We start from the raw sequence: 22939 nt of genomic DNA on the forward strand, positions 1-22939 counted from the left end.
GGCCAAAAAATATAACTCTCATGGCAAAACAGAGCTTTGGTACATTTTACATGCTGAAAATGGAGCACATTTAATTTCTGGGTTCAATAAAAAAGTAACCAAAGAAGAGTTCTGTAACTACCTGGAACAAGGCAAAATAGAAGATATCTTAAATTCTGAGCAGGTGAAAGAAGGGGATGTGTACTTTATGCCGGCTGGTAGAATTCATAATGTTGGTGAGGGGATGGTAATCGCTGAGATACAACAATCTTCGGATATCACGTATCGTATTTTTGATTTTGATAGAAAAGATCTGAATGGGGAAAAGCGCGAGTTACACATAGCTGAAGCGCTGGAAGTATTAAACTTTGAGCCCACCTCTAACGGGAAAACCAATTATAATTCGGAATTAAATCAACTAGCCAACCTTGCCAAATGTGAGCACTTTACGGCTAACAATCTAAAATTTAATACTACAATCATCAGGGACTACAACTCACTGGACAGCTTTGTTATTTATGTATGCCTTAAAGGAGAGGTATTGCTTTCAACTGAAGCTGGTAAGGTAACAATGAAACCCGGAGACGTTTATCTACTTCCTGCCATGTTCAAATCGGCATCCCTAAGCCCATTAGAGCAAAGTTTGCTTCTGGAATCGTACATCGAATAATTATTTTTTAATTACACAGTGACCTTTAGTTATTTTATCGTCAGATGGTAAAATGACACAAAGTATGAAACAGATTTTTATAGCACTCTTAGTAGCGGTAGCTGCTATTTCGTGCAATGATGATTTAAAAAACGAAAATTCGGAATTATTATCTCAGATTGATTCACTAAAAATTCAGATTGATAATGACAAAGTTGTGGCTGAAAAGCTAATTGCTCTTACCACGATCATCGATCAGATTGAAAAAGATAAGCTTGCTTTAAGTATTAATCTTGAAACGGGCATAAACCCTGATGACTACGAAAAGAAAATGCTTGACATCCAAAAAAGCATTCAGGCAGCGGGTAAAAAAATCATGGATTTATCGAAAGTTAACACCACGTATACTTCAATGATTAAAAAATACGAAAAGGAGATTGCTGAAAAGGCTAATGAACTGGTAAAACTTAATTTGTTGGTTGATCAGTATAAAGAAGAAAATCAGGGGTTAATTTCTAAGGTAGACCTTCAAAATCTGGAAATAATAGAGAAGAATCAACTTATTGAGACTAAAAAACAAGAATTGGAGCTAATTGAGGCCAAAGTGCAGGAACTTGTGAAACTGGCAGAATTAACACAATCAGAAGCGTATTTTGCAAAAGGCGAGGCCTATTATTTGGCTGCCACACGGACTAAACTTGCTCCAAAAAAGAAACAGGCAACATTAAACGAAGCCATATCCTATTTTGAGCAGGCTGAAAAAATGGGAAATACCCAAGCATCAGATAAAATTAAAGACATAAAATCTAAGAGTAGATAAGAAAAGGGTGAAGGAAACTTCACCCTTTTTGTTGTTCAAGGTATAATTTATTAATTCGATCCTTGGCCCTTTTTAATCGCATTTTAATTGCGCTTTCTGAAAGCTGAAGGCTTAGCTGGATGTCTTTAATAGAGTGCTTTTCTTTGTACTTGAGTAGTAGCAACAATCGGTCTTCTGCAGAGATATTATCCATTAATTCAAAGAGAATTTGTTCAGATAGTTCATCGGGCAATTCATCAACACCTTCAATTAAATCTGCCACTTCATCAACCATTTTATCGGTTATTATCTTAGAAACGTTCTTCTTGTGCTTTCTTAAATAATCTATGCATGTATTATGGATGATTGAAAACAACCAGGTAGAAAATTTTGCATTGCCTTGAAAACTATTAAGTTTTAGAAAAACCTTTAGAAGAATTTCCTGGCAAAGATCTTCGGCAGTATCTTCATCCTTAACGTACGACTTACATTTTTTTATGATACTATTTTCATATCGCTCAGATAAAATTGTGAAATATCGGTTATTGCCTTCTTTCTGAAGTACGTAAATAATCTGTTCATCGCTCAAATTCTTGTTAATCATCTGTGTGACTTTTCTATGGGTCTGCGTCTAACTTAATACTAAAAGTTAATAAAATTAATGCTACAAACAGCAAATCCATTATCACTCAATATTAAAAAGCAGCCGGACGATGTCACTTGCGGGCCTACATGTCTTCAGGCAGTATATAATTATTTTGGTGATAATATTGCTCTTTCAGATGTTATTTCTGAAGTAAAACAGTTGAGGTCTGGTGGTACACTTGGTGTATTATTGGGTAATCATGCACTAGCCAGAGGTTATAAAGTAACTATTTATACGTACAATTTATCAACGTTTGACCCTTCCTGGTTTGATGGGAAGACCAATATCTCCAAAAAATTAGAACAACAATTGATTGTTAAGCCAAAGGATAAAAGGTTAAAAACAGCGTCAAAAGCTTATTTGAAGTTTTTAAGTAATGGTGGTGAAATTAAATTTCATGACTTAACACCCGGTTTGCTAAAATCAATTTTAAATACAGGTGTTCCGATACTCACAGGTTTAAGTGCGACCTATTTGTACGATAGCCCTAGAGAAAGAGGTGATTTTGAAATTGTATTTGATGATTTAGGAGGTAAGCCGAGTGGTCATTTTGTAGTAATTAATGGGTTTGATCAGAAGGAAGCGTTTGTAGCTGATCCATTAGAGAGCAACCCTATAAGCGAAAAACAATATTATAAAGTATCTTTTCATAAGTTGATTAACTCCATAATGCTTGGAGTTATGACTTATGATGCTAACTTGTTAATTATTCATCCAAAAAATATTTATGCCTAAACTCATCATAACCGAAAATCCGGAAAAATGGAAAATTACTGCTGAAGGGGCAACAGTTATTTCCCCTTCAGAATATTTTAGTAAACCGGAGTATCAGGATAAAGGAGCTTTTAAGATTGTTAACTTATGCAGGTCACATCAATACCAAAGTTTAGGTTATTATGTGTCACTCTTGGCTGAAGCCAGGTCGCATAAGGTTATTCCTGAAATTACTACACTTCAGGATTTTAGATTTCCATCATTAATTAAAGATGATGCTGAGGAATTTGACACGCTAATTCAAAATAGTTTAAAGAATGTTGAAGAAGCCAAAGTTTCAATTAATATCTTTTTTGGACAAGTAGACAACCCGCAGTTTTCTAAATTGGGGATTCTACTTTTCAATCTCTTTCAGGTTCCGATTATTCAGGCAAATTTTTCAAAAAAGGAAAAATGGCAGCTTCATTCGCTTAAACCTTTGCATTTAAAAGATTTGAATGACGGATCTATTAAAAAACTGCAGGAGGCCTTGCACTTTTACATTACTGGAAAACGAATTGTAAGAAAGCAATACAGCCGTAAAAAATATGATCTGGCATTAATGATTAATCCAGACGATCCTTACCCACCATCCGGCCCGCAGGCTTTGCAAAAAATTATTGCTGCGGCTGATAAATTGGGCTTTAATACAGAAATAATTACCAAAAACGACTTTGGTAAGCTCGTACAATTCGATGCGCTTTTTATAAGGGAAACCACCAACGTGAACCATCATACGTACAGGTTTGCTAAAAAAGCCGAAGCAGAAGGCCTGGTTGTATTTGATGATCCTGGCTCAATTTTAAGATGCACGAACAAAGTGTATTTACATGAGCTGCTAGTAGCAAATAAAATACCTGTGCCGGAAAGTTATATTATCAGAAAGGATGCTCCCGTTGTGCCGAGCCATTTTGGGTATCCTTTGGTTATTAAGCAGCCAGATGGTTCTTTTTCAAAAGGAGTAAAAAAGGTTGCCAATGAAGCAGAGTTAAAAGAAACATTGAAAGAACTCTTTCAAAAGTCAGAATTGCTTATTGCACAGCAATTTATGCCCACTACTTACGATTGGCGGGTAGGTATTATGAATGGCAAGCCATTATATGTGTGCAAGTATTTTATGGCTCAAAATCACTGGCAAATTATCAACTGGAAACAGGCCGATGAACCCAAAGATGGTAAAAGTGAAACATTGGCAGTAGAAGATGCGCCTAAAGCTTTAATTGATATGGCTTTAAAAGCAACTTCGCTTATTGGAAAGGGCTTATACGGAGTTGACATAAAGGAAAACAACGGTAAATTTTTTGTCATTGAAATAAATGACAACCCAAACATTGATGCAGGTGTGGAGGATAAGGTGTTAAAGGGTGCATTGTATACTAAAATAATGGAAACGTTTGTTGAAAGATTAGAAAAGAAATGAGTGCGAAACGATTACACTTATTCCAGGCTTATGGAATTGAGCTGGAATACATGATTGCAAAAAAAGATAGCTTAAGTGTTAACCCTATAACAGATACCTTATTTAAGTCGGTTATGGGTTCTTACGTAAGCGATGTTGAACGAGGTGAGATTACCTGGTGTAATGAACTGGTAATGCATGTAGTAGAATTAAAGTGTACAACTCCTAATCCTGATCTTGTTTCGTTAAATGAACATTTTCACAAAAATGTAAAAGACATTAATACCCTTTTAGAAGAATTTGAATCCCAATTATTGCCCACTGCCGCGCACCCATTTATGGATCCTCAGACTGAAGCCAAACTATGGCCACACGACAATAACGAGGTTTATGAGCGCTATAATAAAATGTTCAATTGCAAAGGGCACGGTTGGTCGAACTTACAAAGTACGCACATAAACCTTCCCTTTTATGATGATGAGGAATTTGCGACTCTTCATGCAGCAATACGATTGATTCTTCCAATAATTCCCGCAATAGCGGCAAGTTCGCCAGTACTGGGAGGGAAGAATACAGGTATGCTGGATAAGCGTATGGACTATTATCAAAAGAATCAAAGGGTGATTCCTTCCATCACAGGCAAAGTAATTCCAGAGCGTGTATTCTCTAAAAGGCAGTATCATAAAGTTATTTATGATAAAATAGCTCACGATATAGCCAAATACAACGAAGACAATATTCTTGATCCAATATGGGTCAACTCAAGGGGTGCAATTGCCCGGTTTGACAGGGGAAGCATTGAAATCCGAATTATGGATATTCAGGAATGCCCACAAGCTGATTTGGCTATCGTGTCTCTAATTGTTGCCACCTTGAAAATGCTGGTTGAAGAAAAGACCTGCGTTCTTCATAACCAACTTATTTGGGAGACAGAAGATTTAAATGCGATACTTCAAAAAACCATTGTTGAGTGTGAGAATGCTAGAATCACCAATGCCGAATATTTAAACGTATTTGGCATGTCATCAAATGAATGTAGTGCCTCAGAACTGTGGCGTCATATTCTGGATTTAACAAAAACCTATTACCCAGATATGATCAATCCTTATTTACCGACTTTGGAATTTATACTTGAAAATGGCACGCTTGCATCACGCATTGTAAAGGCGCTGGATGGTCAGTATGGAATAGATAATATCAGGTTAGTTTATAGAGAGTTAAGTGATTGCTTAAATAACAATGAACTTTTTGAGGTATGTCTACAAGAAAAATTTTGATCAGTTGTGAGCATGCTGATCATATTATACCATCTATGTATGCCTCATTTTTTAATGAAGCGAATGGTGATTTAACAAGTCATAAAGGTTTTGACCCTGGTTCTTTTGATTTAGCAAAATATACCGCCCGCAATCTGGATGTGCCTTTATATTACCAGAAGGTATCGAGATTACTTATTGAAATGAACAGGTCACTCAATACACCGGACTTATTTTCTAAGTATAGCACGGTGCTTGCCGAAAAAGACAAAAGATTACTGGAACAGAAATACTATCATCCGTATAGAAACGAAATTGAGGGGAAGATTTCTGAATGGGTGGAAGAGGGCCATAGCGTGCTTCACCTTTCATTTCACACTTTTACTCCATCTTTAAATGGTCTGGAACGATTGGTTGATATAGGAATTCTTTGCGATGAGAATATTGAATCTGAATTGAAATTTTCCGAACAATGGAAGGAGCAATTATCCATTATATTTCCATCCTTGCTGGTCATGATCAATATGCCTTATAATGGCGCTGATGATGGGTTTACCACCTACTTAAGAACAAAATTCCCACAGACTTCTTACTTAGGAATTGAGTTGGAGGTCAACCAGAAGTACATTCAACAACCCATTTGGAGCGATATTAAAAAAGGCCTGGTTCAGTCATTGGCATAAATTGATTTTCAGATTGCCTTAATTTCAATTAATTTTTCAAAATGATTGACTTAAGGAGTGATACAGTAACCAAGCCAACCCCAGCAATGCTGGATGCCATGATGTCTGCCAAGGTAGGTGACGATGTATTTGGGGAAGACCCATCAGTATTGGCCATAGAACAGAAAGCAGCAAAAATGTTCGGTTGTGAGGCTGGTATCTTTTGCCCATCCGGCACTATGACCAACCAAATTGGTGTTCATGTACTCACTCAGCCGTACCAAGAAGTAATTTGCTACAAAGGATCACATATTTACAAATATGAAGGAGGAGGTGTGGCTGGCACCAGTGGCTTGTCTTTCAGGTTATTGGATGGCGATAGAGGTAGACTCAACCCAAAAGATGTGGAAGCGGCAATTAATCCTGATGATATTCATTTCCCCATCACGTCATTACTATCGCTGGAAAATACGGTGAATAAAGGCGGTGGTTCAATTTATATGCTTGATGAAATCAAGTCCCTAAATCAAGTTGCGAAAAAGCATAATTTAAAAATACATTTAGATGGAGCGCGATTATTTAATGCGTTGGTTGAGACAAAAGAAAATCCAACAGAATACGGAAAGTATTTTGATACCATTTCTTTGTGTTTATCCAAAGGTTTAGGAGCTCCTGTAGGCTCTGTTTTAGTAGGTAAGAAGGAATATATAACGAAAGCCAGAAGGGTTCGTAAGTTTTTAGGAGGTGGAATGCGTCAGGCAGGTTATTTGGCTGCAGCCGGATTATATGCATTGGATAATAATGTTAATAGATTAGTTGAAGACCATCACCGAGCTAAACAACTTGGCGAGGTTCTAAATAAGGCTTCATTTGTGGAGGAAGTTCTGCCGGTTGATACGAACATTGTAATTTTTAAAATTAACTCTAGCCAAACAAATGAAAATGTACTTGACCATTTTAAGCAAAAAGGATTATTGGCTGTTCCTTTTGGCCCTGGAGAAATTAGGTTGGTAACTCACCTTGATTTTGACGACAACATGCTTGAAGAGGCAATACAGATAATTAAAAATTTAAAGATTTAATTACCAGTCAATCGGGCGATAATCTTTTAGAAATTGCCCACACCAATGTTTTCCTGTATTGATTCCATCAAATAATGGGTCAAGTACTCTGGCTGCACCATCGACAATGTCCAATGGTGGCTGAAAGTCATGAACATCTTGTTTTCTTTTGGCTAATTCAGCTGGATCTTCATCTGTAACCCAACCCGTATCAACAGCATTCATGTAAATGCCGTATTTAGCAAAGTCTGAAGCGGCAGTATGTGTCATCATATTTAAAGCTGCTTTGGCCATATTCGTGTGCGGATGGCGATCTTCTTTATGAAACCTATGAAACTTACCTTCCATTGCAGAAACATTGATAATGTGCTTCTGCCCGGTATTCTCTTTTTTCATTAGGTCAGCAAGTCGGTTACAGAGCACAAAAGGGGAAATAGCGTTTACCAGCTGCACTTCTACCATTTCTATTGTGTTAATCTCACCGAGTTTTAAACGCCAACTATTGGTTTTTCTCAGATCAACTTGCTGGAGGTCAGCATCCAGTTTTCCTTCAGGAAAAACCTCTTCAAGTTTTAAGGAGTTGTCAATGCTATAGGGTATTTGAGATAGCCTGGCAGAATCGCTAATTCCAACTCCTAACTGCTTGCCATGCCAGCTCACAGGTAAGTTTTTCTGGCCTTCAGTAAAGCCTTCACTTAATGCTCTCAATTCATTTATGCACATATTATGATCAACTAATAAATCCTGCACATCTGAAGAAAGCTCATCATAATTTTTAGACTCATTGAGCATCAAGTGCTGATAGAAACCAGCAGGTCTTCGCACAGTTTGGGCCGCATTATTTATCAAAATATCCAGTCTGTCGTATTGTTGCTCAATGTAATTGCAGAAAATCTCAACACTGGGTATATGTCTTAAATCTAATCCATGAATTTTCAGTCGATCTTTCCAATCACCAAAATCAGGTTCTTTTGCAAATCGAATAGCAGAATCGACCGGAAAACGTGTGGTGGCAATAACCGTTGCTCCGGCACGCAGCATCATTAAAGTTATATGGTACCCAATCTTTAATCTAGACCCGGTAACTAATGCTACCTGATTAGTCAGATCGGCCGTCTGAAAGCGCTTGGCATAATTGAAATCACCACATTCAGGGCACATGGTATCATAAAAGTGATGTAAGCGAGTGTAAATAGTTTTACACACGTAGCAATTTCGTGGTGATTCTAATTCAACTACTTTGGAATCTACACCCGTAAGAGATATTAATTTAGGTGCTTCGAAAACTACGGCCTCCCGTGCAGAACGAATTCCTGTTCCATTTCGGGCATTTTTATCTTTAAGGCGAATTTTTCTCTTCTCAGCTTTCTTAGCTTCTTTCTTTCTCCTTAAAAACTCTTCCCTGCTCGGGCGCGAAAATAAACCCGCAGCCATAACTAAAGCCAGTCTTCTGTCTTTCGGAATATCGAATATTTGATTTGTATCTGAATTGAGCTTAGTAAGAATTGAAATACATTGCTCAATTTCCTCAGCTGTTAATTTAGACCCACTTGCTACTTCCTCAAACACTATCATTTTCTATTTATTGAGCAGCAAAATTAGTTATAAAAAATGATCAAATTCAATACTTAAAAACGGCTCACGAGATAAACTCCAAGCATAATTAAAAGCGAATAAACAACCGTTGTAATGTATAGCTCATCACCTCTGAAAGAAACGGCCACAATGGTAGATATGATTGGCTGGAAGTAAATATAAATACCTACCACAGAAGAATTTACGTGTTTTAACGACCAGACATTTAATAAATACACAGTGAAGGTGGCTCCCAAAATCACGTAAACTATGCTCAGCCAACCTTCAGTTGAAATAGTATTCCATTCAACCACTGATAACTGCTCAAAACCAAAAGGAAGTGTAAAAAATATACCGAAAAGAAACACCCACTTTATAACTGTAATAGCCTTGTATTTTGCCATAAGTGGTTTTACAATCACCAAATAAACGGCATAGCTGGTTCCATTAATTAAAATAAACAGATCGCCAAGAAATGTGCCTTCGCTAAGTGAAACACCATCTTTTGTGAGTAGAAGATAGGCACCAACAGCAGCTACCATTACACCCACAATTTTCATAACGGTTAGCTTTTCCCTTCCGAGTAAATAGGCTACGAGCATCACCATAATAGGCGAAGTAGTCATAATCACCGAGCCATTGATTGGGTTAGTCATGCTTAACCCCTTAAAAAAGAGCATTTGATTTGTAGCCACACCAAAAAGAGCCGAGGCAATGAGCAGATAATAGTCTTTTCTGTCTTTAATAGGATCAGGCCCCGTGAACGCACTTACTAACCAAAACAAAAGGGTAGCCATTGTAATTCTCATTAGGATAAAGCCAAATGGTTCTAGGTAAACCCCCAGTGCAATTTTTGCTATTGAGTAATTGGCTCCATAAATAAGAGCTACAAGGAAAAGAACGCTATGAACTTTAATGTTTTTAGGCACGGCCAAATCTATCACAATGCGTTCTTAATTTTTTACCTTAGTACCTACAATATTCCATGTTTGTCAGTAATCTACCATTAGCGGAACGTATGCGCCCCACCACTGTTGACCAGTTAATTGGTCAGGAGCATTTAGTGGGTAAATCAGGTATTTTAAGAAAAACCATCGACTCGGGCGTTATTCCTTCCATGATTTTGTGGGGGCCTCCGGGAGTAGGGAAAACAACGATTGCCAACATTATTGCCAATCATGTAAAGCGGCCTTTTCATACGTTAAGTGCTGTAAGTGCAGGGGTTAAAGATGTACGTGAGGTAATTGATAAGGCCAAAAAGATCAGGAATACTATATTGTTTATCGATGAGATTCACCGGTTTAATAAATCGCAGCAAGATGCACTTTTGGGGGCTGTAGAAAAGGGCATCGTTACATTGATTGGAGCCACTACTGAAAATCCATCGTTTGAAGTGAATAGTGCACTTTTATCTCGGTGCCAGGTGTATACACTAAAACCTTTAACAAAAGATCACCTACACAAACTTGTAGAAAATGCCATCTCCAATGATGAAAAACTGAAGAAAAAGACCATCAAACTGAAGGAGACAGAGGCGTTGTTTAAGATTTCGGGAGGGGATGCTCGCAAATTGCTCAACTTACTGGATTTGGTCACTGATTCGTTAGGGGAGAAGCCAGTGATAACTGATGAGGCAGTTATCGAGATAGCACAACAGCGTGTTGCTATTTATGATAAATCCGGGGAGCAGCACTACGATATAATTTCAGCATTTATTAAATCTATTCGCGGCAGTGACCCGAATGCTGCGGTATATTATTTGGCTCGTATGATTGAAGGGGGCGAAGATGTGAAGTTTATAGCCAGACGTTTGGTTATTCTGGCTTCGGAGGATATTGGCAATGCCAACCCAACTGCTTTGGTAATAGCCACCAATGCCTTCCAGGCCGTTACTATGATTGGTTACCCAGAGTCCAGAATTATCTTGTCGCAATGTGTTACTTATTTGGCAAGCTCACCAAAGAGCAATGCCAGTTATATGGCCATTAATAAGGCGCAGCAGTTGGTAAAAGAAACAGGCGATCTACCTGTGCCAATGGCCATTAGAAATGCACCCACTCAATTAATGAAAGATGAAGGCTATGGCAAAGGCTATCAATATGCCCACAACCACGATGGTAATTTCGTAGAATTTGAATTCATGCCCGATGAGATTAAGAATACCAAGCTTTACGATCCTGGTAAAAATGCCCGCGAAGAAGAGTTAAGAAAGCGACTTAAAGCGCTTTGGAAAGAAAAATACGGGTATTAAATATGGTTTCTTTTACCGAGTTTCTCTAAAACATCATTTTTATAGAGTCTTCCGATAGGCACCTCATGCCCGGGCACCTCAATAGAGGAGGCAGAATAACTCGTAATTTTTTGTATAGGAACAATGAAAGAGCGGTGGATTCGCATGAAGTATTCTTCTGGCAGTTTCTCTTCCAGATAACTGATTTTCTGATGGCTGATCACATCTTTTTCTTTAGTTTTTACCCGTATGTAATCCTTCAGGCTTTCAATATATAGAATATCATCGAGCATAACCTTCACCATTTTTTTATCCGCTTTTAAGTAGATATAGGCATCAGAATCTTTGATATCTAAATGGGTAAGGTCGTTTTCCTGCACATTGCCATTGTAAATTTTCTGAACAGCAACTAGAAACCGATCGAATGAAATAGGTTTTAATAAATAATCAACCACATCCAATTCATAGCTTTCAATGGCATAATCGCGATAAGCTGTGGTTAGAATAATCTTTGGCGGATCTTTAAGGGTTTTAATAAAATCGATGCCTGTTAGTTTGGGCATTTGTATGTCTAAAAAGATAAGGTCTACTTTCTCTTTTTGTACAATTTCAAAAGCTTTGAGGGCATTATTACAGGTGGCAATAACCACAAAATCATTGAGCCGTTCCAAGTAAGATTCAATAATTTCAATGGCCAATGGCTCATCATCTACTATAATGCATTTTACTTTAGTCATTATTCAACTCCAATTTTAACACCACTAAATAAGATTCGTCCGTATCCAATATTTTGAGATCATAATTGCCGCCATAAAGCAATTCTAGTCGCCTTTTCACATTGTTGAGCCCTATGCCCTCACGGTATTCGCGCTCATCTTTAGTAAGTTCAGAACTCTTGCTATTGTCTACCTTTAAAGTAAGAATACCATCTTTTACAACTATCTCTATACTTACCCAGGAGTTTTCTGTTTCGCCACTTACTCCATGCTTAAAGCTATTTTCTATAAAGGGAAGTATCAGCATCGGGGCGATATAATTCTCACCTTCAATCTGTTTCTTAAAAGAGGTGTCAAGACGATCGCCATACCTAAGCTTTTCTAACTCCACATAATTTTCTACCAGCTCAATCTCCTTTTTTAGTGGCACTTTATCGGTGTTACATTCATAGAGCATATAATTAAGCAGGTCAGAAAGTTTTAATACCACTTCGGGAGCTTTCTCAGAGCTTTTTAAGGTTAGCGCATATAAATTGTTAAGTGTATTAAACAAAAAATGGGGATGTACCTGTGCCTTTAAAAATTTAAGCTCTGCAGATAATTTATCCTGTTCGAACTGTTGTGCCATCTGCTGGTTTTTATACCAATGCTTAAAAAGCTTGATTAAGCTACAAAGCACAACTACAGGGTAGATGTAGGTGGCTGATTTTAAAATCTTTTTAGGATTCCATAATCCACCAAAGTCTTCGTTTGGATATAGCACGGGGTTCTCAACATAAATGGCAATAGCCCAATTAAAAAAACCCGAAAGTAATAGCACTGCCGTAATCCAAACAAAGAATTGAACAATCTGATTTTTTAGAAGGAATCTTGGAATTAATACATATAGCGTAATATAAGAAGCAAGCAGCTTTGGAGGCAAAAACATGAATTGAGAGATAAACTCTTTGTCATATTTGTTACTAAAACTACCCCAAAGCAGTGCAAAAAAAGATACAAAGATCAGCCAGAAAATGACATGCTTGAGCCATCTCGGTATCTTCTGATAAATCGATATTAAATTGTCCTGAATCATATTCTTATGAATAAGATAACCACAAAAATACGTGCTAAGTTGCTAATCATTTTTTAATTCGACATACAACGTGTTTTTAAGCCTGAAGTGTCAATGAATTGTTCCCATTTACACTAGCATCACTTCTATAAATAGATTAGCATTGTGATGTAGATATCTTAATTGAAGAATTGCCGTTAATTGACGGAGAGCATGAAAGAATTAATTTTCGAAAATCATCCACTTTTCTTACTACCATGTTTATTGCTGGGTGCCACCTATGCCCTGATTCAATATCAACGCAAAGGACCTTGGAGCAAGAACATGAATCTGGCTCTTCTAATACTAAGAGGAATTTTAGTAAGCTTTATTTGTGCGCTTCTGGTATCTCCTATCATCAGGCAGATAATCAATGAAACAGAGGCTCCAGCCTTTGTGATTGCCATTGACAATTCAAAATCGATGCTCAATTCAACCGATAGTACCGCACTGAATAAATTAATCAATGAAATAAAAGAAAATCAAGATAGACTAGGTGTATCAGGCTTCGAGACCGAACTACGTGCTCTAGAAGGAAAGCAAAGTGAAATTCGTTTTACTTCGGAAAGGACTGATCTATCAGAGTTGCTTAAAGGGATTCAGAGCGATTATGAAGGTAGAAATATAGCAGAAGTGCTACTTATTTCTGACGGAATGTATAACTCAGGCGTATCACCTACCTTTTCTGAGTACGGTTTCCCGATATCTACATTATTAGTTGGTGATACACTACCAAAAGCAGATATAAGCATTCATTCCATATTATTTAATCGACTGGCTTATCAGGGTAACAAATTTCCTGTGGTAGTTAATATTTTGAATGAAGGATTCTCGGGCCAACAAATTGATGTGAACCTGATTCAAAACGGACAAAGAATCGCCCAGCAAAGATTAGAATTATCCAGATCTGGAGAATTGCAGGAGGTGAAATTTTTAGTTGATGCCAAAGAAAGTGGGTATCAAAAGTATGAAATTTCTATATCGCGAAAGGAGAATGAACTTACTTACGCCAATAATTATAAATCAGCTTTTATAGAAGTGGTGGAAGGGAAAGAAACAATTGCCTTATTAGCAGGCGCCCCGCATCCAGATATTAAAGCGTTGAGATCGGCTATAGAAACAAATTCTAACTATGAATTTGAAAGCTACATTTTGAGCAATCCAAAAGATATGGAGCGGCTTAAGAATAGTCCTAAAAATTTCGATTTGGTGATCTATCATCAGTTAACTGATGCACAGCGGTTTGGACAATCTGTTTTTCAGGAAGTAGTTGATAAAGAAGAGGCTGCACTCATATTTTTTGGGCCACAAGTTAACCTTAAGAGGTTTAACGATTTTAATCAGATTGTAAATGTATCTATCACATCAGACGACTATGATAAAACTACGGCAGCCTTCAATCCTGCTTTTGGAAATTTTAAGTTAAGCGATGAGTTGCAATCTTCTTTCGATCAGTTTCCTCCAATTTCTGTCCCTTTCGGCAATTATCAGTTAGAATCTGAGGCAAGCACGTTACTTTATCAACGTGTAGGCAATATTACTACAAGTAGACCTCTTCTTAGCATTAAGGCCGAAGGAGATAAGAAGCGAGCTGTCTTCTTAGGCCAGGGCTTATGGAAATGGAAACTTACTGATTATGCCAATAACGGTAACAATAACCTCTTTAATGAGCTTGTTTCCAAGTTGGTTCAATACCTTTCAACTAAAGATGACAAGCGAAAATTTAGAGCCTATCCAATCAAGAATGAATTTTCCAATACTGAAGATATCGTTTTTGAAACAGAGGTGTATAACGATTTATATGAGGAAATTTTCGATCAGAAAATAGACTTGGTGCTGACTAATCAGGAAAAAGAAACGTTTGAATATGATTACATTACCAACCCGAATAATACCAGGTATGTGATTAATGGTCTTAAAGATGGAATATTTTCCTATGTAGCTTCTACTGAGTTGAATGGGAAAAGAGAGGAAGTAAGAGGTGAAATTATTGTAACTGAACTTCAATTGGAAAATCAGAATTACAGAGCTGATTTTGCTATGCTTAGAAAGCTTGCCTCTCAAACGGGCGGTAGAAGCTTTAAAATTGATGAAGTGGATCAACTAAGTGAATATATCAATACGAAACAGCCACAAGGCATTATTCACAGCAGGGAACAGCTTTTGCCTTTCATTAATCTCGAATGGATTTTGGTATTACTCCTTATTCTCGTTTCTACTGAGTGGTTTCTTCGGAAGTATCATGGGAGTTACTAGCTTATAGTAATCCATTGAACAAAAAAACAACGAAGTCATTTCGGAGTGGTAACGGAGAAATCTTAGCCATTATGCAAGTCAATTCGCCTCATACAGTAGCAAAGATGTCTTCTCCGCCAGTTGGCGGATGCGACATGACATTAAAAGCAGAAAGCCATCCGTTAGCTAGCGGATGGCTTTCATTTCTCTTTTAGAATAATCTATTCCTTTTCTTCTTTCTTAGTTGATTTTCCAGGTTTTTTCACCTTAATCTTCAGCTCTTCACTCTTGCCATCATGGTCGGCAATAATGGTAGCTCCTTCTTCCATTTCTCCTTTGAGAATTTCTTCCGCCACAGGGTCTTCCAGATACTTCTGAATTGCCCTGTTCAACGGCCTTGCTCCATATTGAGGATCGTAACCTTTGTCAGACAAGAAATCTTTGGCCTTATCCGTTAACTCAACATGGTAGCCAAGCGATAAAATACGTTCGAATAATTTGGCTAATGAAAGATCAATGATTTTGTGAATGTGCTCTCTTTGCAACGAGTTGAACACGATCACATCATCTAGTCTATTTAAAAACTCAGGACTAAAGGCCTTTTTCAATGCACTTTGGATGGTAGATTTCATCGCATCATCATCATGTTTCTTAGGACCGGCCGCAAATCCAATTCCAGAGCCAAAGTCCTTAAGATCTCTTACACCAATGTTCGAAGTCATGATGATGATAGTATTCCTGAAATCAACCCTTCTACCTAATCCATCAGTTAATATTCCATCATCGAGTACCTGTAAAAGAATATTGAATACATCTGGGTGTGCTTTTTCGATTTCATCGAGCAACACCACACTGTAAGGCTTTCTTCTCACTTTTTCGGTAAGCTGTCCACCTTCTTCATATCCTACATATCCTGGAGGTGCTCCTACTAAACGAGATACAGAGAATTTCTCCATATACTCACTCATGTCAATTCTTATGAGCGCATCTTCCTTATCGAAAAGATAGGTAGAAAGTACTTTAGCTAATTCGGTTTTACCTACGCCAGTTGGACCCAAGAATATAAATGAACCAATTGGTTTTTTCGGATCTTTTAATCCAACCCTGGTTCGCTGAATTGCTCTGGTTAACTTCTTAATGGCTTCATCCTGGCCAATCACGCTTCCGTTCAATTGGTCATTCATGCCAAGAAGTTTATTACTTTCTTTTTGAGCGATACGCTTGGTTGGGATGCCTGTCATCATAGCAATTACATCCGCTACGTTATCTTCATCTACATCGTATCTTTTGCTTTTAGTCTCATCTTCCCATCTAACTTTAGCCTGTTCTAGTTGCTCTAAAAGCTTTTTCTCTTTATCTCTTAGTTGTGCAGCCTCTTCGTATTTCTGGCTTTTTACAACTCTGTTTTTTTCGTGTTTGATATCTTCGATATCAGCCTCTAACTTGATTATTTCATCAGGTACATGAATGTTGCTAATGTGTACTCTGGCACCTGCTTCATCCAACACATCAATGGCTTTGTCAGGAAGGTATCTATCGGAAATATATCTGTCAGATAGTTTAACACAAGCCTGCACAGCTTCTTCAGAATAGTTTACATGATGATGCTCTTCGTACTTTTCTTTGATGTTGTTCAGTATTTCAATAGTCTCTTCCGGAGTGGTAGCATCTACCATTACCATTTGGAAACGTCTGGCAAGGGCGCCATCTTTTTCGATATACTGTCTGTATTCATCTAAAGTGGTTGCACCAATGCATTGAATTTCCCCTCTGGCCAACGCTGGCTTAAACATGTTTGACGCATCTAATGAGCCTGAAGCGCCACCTGCACCAACAATCGTATGTAGTTCATCAATGAAAAGGATTACTTCCGGAGATTTCTCCAGTTCGTTCATTACTGCTTTCATTCGCTCTTCAAACTGGCCTCGATATTTTGTGCCAGCAACCAAAGAAGCTAAGTCAAGCGTTACCACTCGTTTGCCAAATAATACCCTGGATACTTTTTTCTGAACAATTCTTAAGGCAAGACCTTCTGCAATAGCGGTTTTGCCCACTCCCGGCTCCCCAATAAGAATAGGGTTATTTTTCTTTCTTCTACTTAATATCTGTGCAACGCGTTCTATTTCTTTCTCTCGTCCAACAATCGGATCGAGTCTGTCATCTTCTGCCAGCTTTGTTAAATCCCTTCCAAAATTATCCAGAACCGGGGTTCTTGATTTTTCGCTGCCTTTCTTTTCTTTGCTACCTGAGCCAGAACTTGATCCAAAAATTTTGGAAGAATCATCCTCCGGATCATCCGTATCAGATGAGGCAATTGGATTGTCTGTTTGATACTCTAACAATTCCTTTACTACATCATAGCTTACATCAAACTTCTCTAAAATTTGAGTCGCTATATTGTCTTCGTCCCTTAAAATAGAAAGCAGAAGATGCTCTGTGCCAATAAGTTGGCTCTTGAAAATCTTGGCTTCCAGGTAAGTGATTTTTAACACTTTTTCAGACTGGCGAGTCAAAGGAATATTTGCCAGGTTTTTAACATCTGGAGAAGCTGTTCCTTTTGAAACTTTCTCTACCGAATTGCGCAGCTCATCTAGTGATATTCCTAACTTTTTTAACAGACCAACGGCTACACCTTCACCTTCACGAATCATTCCTAAAAGTAGATGTTCTGTGCCAATATAGTCATGGCCGAGTCTCAGGGCTTCTTCACGACTCAGCGATATTACTTCTTTTACCCTATTTGAAAATTTTGCTTCCATAACTGAGCAATTGTGGTGTCTATGTAAATGTATGATTTCTTAAAAATAATTACCATTAACACACAGGTAATTATTGGTTATTAACGAAATCCCAATTTTAATTGTTCATTCTGTCCTGATAGATTTGGTAACTAAGTTGAGGGAGTTGGGTCCTTCGTTCATTAATAAATCTATAACGCTTAAATTTGGTACAAAGTCTTTGCCAAAAACTTGTAGATACTTTTCTGGCATATAAATCGATCTTTTTGAGAAGTCCTCTTTCGGATTGATAAGCGATCTAGCATCTAATATTCCCTTTTTGGGAGTTTTAACATAATCTGTAGTGGATGAAATTGTAATTTTTAATCCTAGTAATTTGAGACATATTGTCAGTAGCTGGCTATTTAAGTCTAAAAGCTTTTTAGGGGGGGTTAGGAAAGTATCCTTGAAATGTGGTTCAAAAAATTCGAAAAATGGAGACTTGCCATAAGCAGATTTAATGGAGCGCCAGTGTTCTTTTTGCCATGGCCTGCTATAGTCGATTTTTAAATCTGTGATTGATTGTTTGCTATTGGCTTTTATCACAGGCACGGTTAGGCATTGAATGTTATTGGCTCCAAGAATATAGCACCTATTTCTATAGGTCTGCTTCTGAAAATTCTCATGCACTTCCAGGTGCAAGTCATTATACTGATGTATCAGACAAAAAAATTCAATAGGAGGCAAGTACTGAGATTCGATCAGGATACTATCATGCATACGCTTCTATATCACCCAATCCTTGTCTAATAATTTCTATATCTACACCTGAGCAATCAATAATTGTTGAAGGGATGTTGTTTCCCATACCACCATCGATAACAACATCAACAAGATGTTTATACTCTTCATAGATTATTTCAGGGTCAGTGGTATACTCTAGTATTTTGTCGTCATCTTTAATAGAAGTGGTAACTATTGGATTACCTAAAATATCAACCAGCATGTGGGTGATGTTATTGTCCGGAATTCTTACGCCCACTGTTTTTTTATTTGTACCTAAAATTTTTGGCACATTTCTATTGGATTCCAGGATGAATGTAAATGGCCCGGGCAATGCCTTTTTCATTAATTTAAATGTAGGTGTATTAATTTGTTTCGTATATTCAGAAACCTGGCTTATGTCGTTACAGATGAATGAAAGGTTGAAATTTTTTGGTTTTAGCCCTTTAATTTTACACACTTTATCTACAGCATTTTTGTTGAACAAATCGCAACCCAAACCGTAAATAGTATCTGTAGGGTAAATTATTACTGCACCATCTCGGAGCATTTCTACCACCTGTTCTATCTTTCTTTTTTCCGGGTTATCCGGATGAATTTGCAAATATTCTGCCGCCATAGCTGTAAAGTTAAGTATAAATGCGTTTTAAATAGAGCAGAAATGACATTAGCAGTTTAATGACAATAATTATCTTTGCCGCTTTAATTGAAAAGAAATGAACAATAAGAAGTTTGTTGTAGTATTTATGTTGGTGGGCACCATTTTGCTTTCATCATTTTCATTTTATGCCTATCAGATGGTTTTTTCACCAAATTTTTTGGTTGAAGGCGAGAAGAAAATTCTACTCATAGAGCAAGATGAGACATTTAAATCATTACAAAATAAATTATACGATCAGAATTATGTGAACGATCTTGTAAGCTTTAGCTTTTTGGCCAAAATAATGGATTATGATAAATCTATTAAGCCAGGCCGTTATGCTATACAGCCTAATATGAGCAATATTGAGGTAATAAGGCTACTTCGAACAGGCACTCAGACACCCGTTAGAATTACGTTTAACAATATCCGATTGAAAGAAGGGCTTGCTCCAAAGCTTACGGAAAACCTTTTGATGACTGAAAAAGAGTTTACTAATGCCCTTGAAAAGTTTATTCAATCTTCTGATGAATTCAACGAGCATACAATCATCAGCATGTTTATTCCAAACACGTATGAGGTGTATTATAATATTTCAGGAGATGATTTGATGAGTAGAATGCACCGGGAATTCAAAAACTTTTGGAGCAATGCGCGTTTGGCAAAGGCGAAAGAACTTGATATGACCCCCATAGAGGTAATGACTTTGGCATCTATAGTACACGCTGAAAGTGTAAAGCAATCAGAAGGGAAAACCATAGCAGGGCTTTACTTAAACAGGCTCAATAAAGGTATTCCACTTCAAGCTGATCCTACATTAGTGTTTGCGGCAAAGGATTTTACGATAAAGCGGGTTCTTAATATTCATAAAGAAATAGACTCACCATTTAATACGTATAAGAATGCCGGATTACCTCCCGGACCAATAAATATGCCACCAATACATGCCATAGATGCTGTGCTTAACTACGAAAAACACAATTACATTTATATGTGTGCAAAAGAGGATTTTTCAGGCTATCATTACTTTGCAGAAACACTGCGCGAGCATATCAATAATGCTAACAAATACCAAAGGCAACTTTCGATTGAACAAAGAAAGGCCAGAATGAATAATAAGTAATGTTTCAGCACGAAACCAACATAAGAGTTACTTATGCCGATACTGACCAAATGGGGTATGTATACTACGGCAACTATGCTCGGTTTTATGAGATTGCACGTGCTGAGAGCATTCGTAGCCTTGGTTTTACATATAGCCAATTAGAAAAGTCCGGAGTGATGATGCCTGTATTAGAAAATCATTCCAAATACATCTCCCCGGCACGTTACGATGAATTATTGACGATACGCACCATCATTGCCGAAAAGCCTGCTGTAAAAATCAAATTCAATTATGAAATTGAGAATGAAGAAAAAAAAATAATCCATACAGGCGAAACTTTGTTAGCATTTGTAGATATCAAAACGGGTAGGCCTAAGAGAATGCCGGAAAATTTAGAAGCCGTTTTAGGACAATTCTATGACAAATGAAAGAGCGGATTATCAATTATATCATTCACTCTACTGCCTATGAACAACTCATATCACTGCTCAAGCGAATAAAATTTAAAAGATATGAGGGGCTCACCCTTTATGAAGTTATTAAGGTCTTTATTGATAAAATAACCAAAGATGAAATTATTGAAAGGGCAAATGCAGTCGCATTTAATTTCACGCTTTCTGTATTTCCGGCAATTATATTTTTGTTTACGTTAACACCTTATATCCATGAAGTGATACCTGAAGTTAGTAAAGATTCAATATTGGTGTTCTTAGGAGAAGTTTTACCGTCAAGTATGTATGACACCATTTACACCACCGTTGAGGATATTGTAGGTAGAACAAGGGGAGGGCTTCTTACCTTCGGTGCGATATTTTCGTTATACCTTGCTACAAATGGTATGATGTCGCTCATGAAGGCGTTTAATTCCGTTTATAAGACAACGGAAAAACGAAGTTTCATTAAAACAAGATTAGTGGGCACTGGCCTCACAATAATGCTTGCCGTTGCATTGATTTTAGCCTCTATACTTTTAGTTATTGGTAACATCATGGTCAATTTTGTAAATGATATTCAGTGGTTAGATATACAAAGCTACCAGGTGATCATATTCTTTGTCATTCGTTTTTTTGTCCTGTTTATTGTGTTCTTTTTGTCGATATCTTTTATCTACTATTTCGGTCCTGCTGTGCATTATAATTGGCGATTTTTCAGTATTGGATCGCTTATAGCAACGGCACTCTGTATGCTGGTTACTTATGGGTTTTCATTCTACGTATCTAATTTCGCAACCTACAACAAGCTGTATGGATCGTTGGGGATACTTATAGCACTTATGATTTGGCAGGAAATACTAAGCATTGTTCTTCTTGTGGGGTATGAGATTAATGCCAGTATACACCAGGCATATAGATTAACCGGAATTAAGGAAACAGCCATACTCGGAGAAGATTAGCTGTTAAAAAAATTATGGGAGTGTTTGCCATAATTAAATAAACATATACATTTGCAGACCAATCGGGAAATAGCCCGATTTTATCGACCTAGAGGAGTGGCAGAGTGGTCGAATGCACTGGTCTTGAAAACCAGCGTGCCGCAAGGTACCGGGGGTTCGAATCCCTCCTCCTCTGCAAAACGAAAAGCCAGCACTGTGTAGTGTTGGCTTTTTTATTTTACGACAATTAGTGCTTTAAAACTGGTATTGAATCTGAACAAATCCATTCCTACCAGGCCGTAGTAATGTACCTATATCAAAGTGCTCTCGATAAGCTGTATTTGTTATATTTTCTATCCCTGTAGTAAGTTTAAGTTTGGTATTATTCAAGTCAAATTCCTTATACACCTTTAAATGTATCAAGAAATATTCCGGAGTTTTTATCTCATTAAATTTTTCATTTACTCGATTTTGTGCGGCAGCCCATTCTACTTCGGGATGGAAGAAAAATCCTTTCCATGCTTTATCTAATGACACATTCACTTTCAAAGGGGGCATTTGAGGAAGTGGATCTGATTCAAAATCTTCACCATAAACGTACTTCACATCTGTGGCAAGTGATAATTCATTATTGAACCTATAATTACCGCTAAATTCACCTCCGAACATAGACGCACGGCCTACATTTTCATACCATTTTACACCCCTAGCACCGATGGTCATATTACTAAGGGTTGGGTCGTATATACCCATAATGTAGTTGTTAAAGAAATAACTAAAGAGAGATCCTTTTAGTTTAATCTTTTCTGTTTCCCATCCTTGGTTTACCTCAAGATGTATATTACTTTCTTTCTTTAAATCAGGATCACCCAGGTAATCAAAGCCATCTTGCCTGTTAAACAAGTAAAAGCCAAATTGCTCCGAGGTAGAAGGTAGTCGCTCGCCATAGGCAATGCTTATTTCTGAAACAATGCCTGGTGTTTTACTGTATGAAATTCGGGTTGACGCATTGAGCAATACTTCTTCATGGTCATCTTTACCTGATTTATTAAAAACACTTAATTGTTGCTCTCCAAATTCACTGGAAATAAATGTGTTTCCAAACTCAACTCGGGTATTATTAGACCAATTAAAATTAGTATTCAACTGTACGCCCTGATTAAATTCTAATCCGGTGACACTTCGATGGATGTCTGGCCAGGTCAGCATAAACATACTTGCCAGTTCAGACTCATTTGGGTACATGGTCATTTCTGCATAAGCAATAGT

The 22939-nt window shown here is 37.4% G+C and carries 21 protein-coding genes and 1 tRNA gene; 13 read left to right on the forward strand and 9 right to left on the reverse strand.

The features are described 5' to 3' along the window. Positions 1 to 649, forward strand: a 649-nt coding sequence (locus RLO81_RS08275; protein ID WP_350109914.1) for a class I mannose-6-phosphate isomerase, incomplete at its 5' end; no start/stop codon positions are given. A gap of 64 nt (positions 650 to 713) precedes the next feature. Then, positions 714 to 1448, forward strand: a complete 735-nt coding sequence (locus tag RLO81_RS08280; RefSeq protein WP_350109916.1) for a hypothetical protein — start codon at positions 714 to 716, stop codon at positions 1446 to 1448. Between the two features lie 19 nt (positions 1449 to 1467). On the opposite strand, the gene RLO81_RS08285 is transcribed toward RLO81_RS08280, so the two are convergent. Then, positions 1468 to 2031, reverse strand: coding sequence for an RNA polymerase sigma factor (locus RLO81_RS08285; RefSeq protein ID WP_350109918.1), 564 nt, complete (start codon positions 2029 to 2031; stop codon positions 1468 to 1470). 57 nt (positions 2032 to 2088) lie between these two features. On the opposite strand from RLO81_RS08285, the gene RLO81_RS08290 reads away from it, so the two are divergent. From RLO81_RS08290 to RLO81_RS08310, 5 genes are read left to right on the forward strand one after another with little or no spacing between them, the layout of a single operon-like run. Beyond that, positions 2089 to 2808, forward strand: coding sequence for a C39 family peptidase (locus RLO81_RS08290; RefSeq protein WP_350109920.1), 720 nt, complete (start codon positions 2089 to 2091; stop codon positions 2806 to 2808). Further along, positions 2801 to 4246, forward strand: coding sequence for a RimK family ATP-grasp domain-containing protein (locus RLO81_RS08295; protein ID WP_350109922.1), 1446 nt, complete (start codon positions 2801 to 2803; stop codon positions 4244 to 4246). The genes RLO81_RS08290 and RLO81_RS08295 overlap by 8 nt, the downstream gene beginning before the upstream one ends. Then, entirely contained in the window at positions 4243 to 5502 is a 1260-nt protein-coding gene (locus tag RLO81_RS08300; protein WP_350109924.1) for a glutamate-cysteine ligase family protein, read from the forward strand. Before RLO81_RS08295 ends, RLO81_RS08300 begins: the two co-directional genes overlap by 4 nt. After that, positions 5481 to 6164, forward strand: a complete 684-nt coding sequence (locus RLO81_RS08305) for an N-formylglutamate amidohydrolase (protein ID WP_350109926.1) — start codon at positions 5481 to 5483, stop codon at positions 6162 to 6164. The genes RLO81_RS08300 and RLO81_RS08305 overlap by 22 nt, the downstream gene beginning before the upstream one ends. Positions 6165 to 6205: 41 nt before the next feature. After that, the gene (locus tag RLO81_RS08310; RefSeq protein ID WP_350109928.1) at positions 6206 to 7225 is read left to right on the forward strand and encodes a threonine aldolase family protein; all 1020 of its coding nucleotides are present in this window, start codon (positions 6206 to 6208) and stop codon (positions 7223 to 7225) included. Here the strand turns inward: RLO81_RS08310 and RLO81_RS08315 are convergent, their stop codons facing one another. Together RLO81_RS08315 and RLO81_RS08320 are read right to left on the reverse strand one after the other, a co-directional pair. Beyond that, entirely contained in the window at positions 7226 to 8779 is a 1554-nt protein-coding gene (locus RLO81_RS08315) for an SDR family NAD(P)-dependent oxidoreductase (protein ID WP_350109931.1), read from the reverse strand. 53 nt (positions 8780 to 8832) lie between these two features. Next, positions 8833 to 9723, reverse strand: a complete 891-nt coding sequence (locus RLO81_RS08320) for a DMT family transporter (RefSeq protein WP_350109934.1) — start codon at positions 9721 to 9723, stop codon at positions 8833 to 8835. Positions 9724 to 9764: 41 nt separating this feature from the next. On the opposite strand from RLO81_RS08320, the gene RLO81_RS08325 reads away from it, so the two are divergent. Next, a complete protein-coding gene (locus tag RLO81_RS08325; protein ID WP_350109937.1) occupies positions 9765 to 11030 on the forward strand; it encodes a replication-associated recombination protein A in 1266 nt (421 codons plus the stop codon). Here the strand turns inward: RLO81_RS08325 and RLO81_RS08330 are convergent. Together RLO81_RS08330 and RLO81_RS08335 are read right to left on the reverse strand one after the other, a co-directional pair. Next, positions 11027 to 11746 (reverse strand): LytR/AlgR family response regulator transcription factor, encoded by a 720-nt coding sequence (locus RLO81_RS08330; RefSeq protein WP_350109939.1) that lies wholly within the window; start codon positions 11744 to 11746, stop codon positions 11027 to 11029. The genes RLO81_RS08325 and RLO81_RS08330 overlap by 4 nt on opposite strands. Then, positions 11739 to 12800: a sensor histidine kinase gene (locus RLO81_RS08335; protein ID WP_350109942.1), complete on the reverse strand. Its 1062-nt coding sequence runs from the start codon at positions 12798 to 12800 to the stop codon at positions 11739 to 11741. The genes RLO81_RS08330 and RLO81_RS08335 overlap by 8 nt, the downstream gene beginning before the upstream one ends. A gap of 192 nt (positions 12801 to 12992) precedes the next feature. Here RLO81_RS08335 and RLO81_RS08340 point away from each other — a divergent pair, with 192 nt between their 5' ends. Further along, positions 12993 to 15074: a vWA domain-containing protein gene (locus RLO81_RS08340; protein WP_350109945.1), complete on the forward strand. Its 2082-nt coding sequence runs from the start codon at positions 12993 to 12995 to the stop codon at positions 15072 to 15074. Between the two features lie 200 nt (positions 15075 to 15274). Here RLO81_RS08340 and RLO81_RS08345 read toward each other — a convergent pair whose 3' ends face one another. From RLO81_RS08345 to RLO81_RS08355, 3 genes are all read right to left on the reverse strand, one after another. Further along, positions 15275 to 17812, reverse strand: coding sequence for an ATP-dependent Clp protease ATP-binding subunit (locus RLO81_RS08345; protein WP_350109947.1), 2538 nt, complete (start codon positions 17810 to 17812; stop codon positions 15275 to 15277). Positions 17813 to 17917: 105 nt separating this feature from the next. Continuing rightward, positions 17918 to 18550: a WbqC family protein gene (locus RLO81_RS08350; protein WP_350109950.1), complete on the reverse strand. Its 633-nt coding sequence runs from the start codon at positions 18548 to 18550 to the stop codon at positions 17918 to 17920. Beyond that, a complete protein-coding gene (locus RLO81_RS08355; RefSeq protein ID WP_350109953.1) occupies positions 18543 to 19172 on the reverse strand; it encodes an L-threonylcarbamoyladenylate synthase in 630 nt (209 codons plus the stop codon). Before RLO81_RS08355 ends, RLO81_RS08350 begins: the two co-directional genes overlap by 8 nt. 97 nt (positions 19173 to 19269) lie before the next feature. On the opposite strand from RLO81_RS08355, the gene mltG reads away from it, so the two are divergent. The 4 genes from mltG (at position 19270) to RLO81_RS08375 (ending at position 21866) form a co-directional block, all read left to right on the forward strand. Then, the gene (gene mltG, locus RLO81_RS08360) at positions 19270 to 20316 is read left to right on the forward strand and encodes an endolytic transglycosylase MltG (RefSeq protein WP_350109956.1); all 1047 of its coding nucleotides are present in this window, start codon (positions 19270 to 19272) and stop codon (positions 20314 to 20316) included. Beyond that, the gene (locus RLO81_RS08365) at positions 20316 to 20726 is read left to right on the forward strand and encodes an acyl-CoA thioesterase (RefSeq protein ID WP_350109959.1); all 411 of its coding nucleotides are present in this window, start codon (positions 20316 to 20318) and stop codon (positions 20724 to 20726) included. The genes mltG and RLO81_RS08365 overlap by 1 nt, the downstream gene beginning before the upstream one ends. Then, positions 20723 to 21691, forward strand: a complete 969-nt coding sequence (locus RLO81_RS08370; protein ID WP_350109962.1) for a YihY/virulence factor BrkB family protein — start codon at positions 20723 to 20725, stop codon at positions 21689 to 21691. Before RLO81_RS08365 ends, RLO81_RS08370 begins: the two co-directional genes overlap by 4 nt. A 90-nt stretch (positions 21692 to 21781) precedes the next feature. Next, positions 21782 to 21866 (forward strand) — tRNA-Ser (locus RLO81_RS08375). Between the two features lie 59 nt (positions 21867 to 21925). On the opposite strand, the gene RLO81_RS08380 is transcribed toward RLO81_RS08375, so the two are convergent. Continuing rightward, a partial coding sequence (locus RLO81_RS08380) for a TonB-dependent receptor domain-containing protein (protein WP_350109965.1) occupies positions 21926 to 22939 on the reverse strand: 1014 nt, incomplete at its 5' end.

Origin of the sequence: Fulvivirga sp. (genome assembly GCF_040220315.1) — a bacterium.
In the GTDB taxonomy this organism is placed as follows: Bacteria; Bacteroidota; Bacteroidia; order Cytophagales; family Cyclobacteriaceae; genus Fulvivirga.

Excerpts from the sequence above, each read along its gene's own strand:
- RLO81_RS08280 (WP_350109916.1), top strand. The coding sequence starts at position 714 with ATGAAACAGATTTTTATAGCACTCTTAGTAGCGGTAGCTGCTATTTCG.
- RLO81_RS08285 (WP_350109918.1), bottom strand. The coding sequence starts at position 2,031 with ATGATTAACAAGAATTTGAGCGATGAACAGATTATTTACGTACTTCAG.
- RLO81_RS08290 (WP_350109920.1), top strand. The coding sequence starts at position 2,089 with ATGCTACAAACAGCAAATCCATTATCACTCAATATTAAAAAGCAGCCG.
- RLO81_RS08295 (WP_350109922.1), top strand. The coding sequence starts at position 2,801 with ATGCCTAAACTCATCATAACCGAAAATCCGGAAAAATGGAAAATTACT.
- RLO81_RS08300 (WP_350109924.1), top strand. The coding sequence starts at position 4,243 with ATGAGTGCGAAACGATTACACTTATTCCAGGCTTATGGAATTGAGCTG.
- RLO81_RS08305 (WP_350109926.1), top strand. The coding sequence starts at position 5,481 with ATGTCTACAAGAAAAATTTTGATCAGTTGTGAGCATGCTGATCATATT.
- RLO81_RS08310 (WP_350109928.1), top strand. The coding sequence starts at position 6,206 with ATGATTGACTTAAGGAGTGATACAGTAACCAAGCCAACCCCAGCAATG.
- RLO81_RS08315 (WP_350109931.1), bottom strand. The coding sequence starts at position 8,779 with ATGATAGTGTTTGAGGAAGTAGCAAGTGGGTCTAAATTAACAGCTGAG.
- RLO81_RS08325 (WP_350109937.1), top strand. The coding sequence starts at position 9,765 with ATGTTTGTCAGTAATCTACCATTAGCGGAACGTATGCGCCCCACCACT.
- RLO81_RS08330 (WP_350109939.1), bottom strand. The coding sequence starts at position 11,746 with ATGACTAAAGTAAAATGCATTATAGTAGATGATGAGCCATTGGCCATT.
- RLO81_RS08335 (WP_350109942.1), bottom strand. The coding sequence starts at position 12,800 with ATGATTCAGGACAATTTAATATCGATTTATCAGAAGATACCGAGATGG.
- RLO81_RS08340 (WP_350109945.1), top strand. The coding sequence starts at position 12,993 with ATGAAAGAATTAATTTTCGAAAATCATCCACTTTTCTTACTACCATGT.
- RLO81_RS08345 (WP_350109947.1), bottom strand. The coding sequence starts at position 17,812 with ATGGAAGCAAAATTTTCAAATAGGGTAAAAGAAGTAATATCGCTGAGT.
- RLO81_RS08350 (WP_350109950.1), bottom strand. The coding sequence starts at position 18,550 with ATGCATGATAGTATCCTGATCGAATCTCAGTACTTGCCTCCTATTGAA.
- RLO81_RS08355 (WP_350109953.1), bottom strand. The coding sequence starts at position 19,172 with ATGGCGGCAGAATATTTGCAAATTCATCCGGATAACCCGGAAAAAAGA.
- mltG (WP_350109956.1), top strand. The coding sequence starts at position 19,270 with ATGAACAATAAGAAGTTTGTTGTAGTATTTATGTTGGTGGGCACCATT.
- RLO81_RS08365 (WP_350109959.1), top strand. The coding sequence starts at position 20,316 with ATGTTTCAGCACGAAACCAACATAAGAGTTACTTATGCCGATACTGAC.
- RLO81_RS08370 (WP_350109962.1), top strand. The coding sequence starts at position 20,723 with ATGAAAGAGCGGATTATCAATTATATCATTCACTCTACTGCCTATGAA.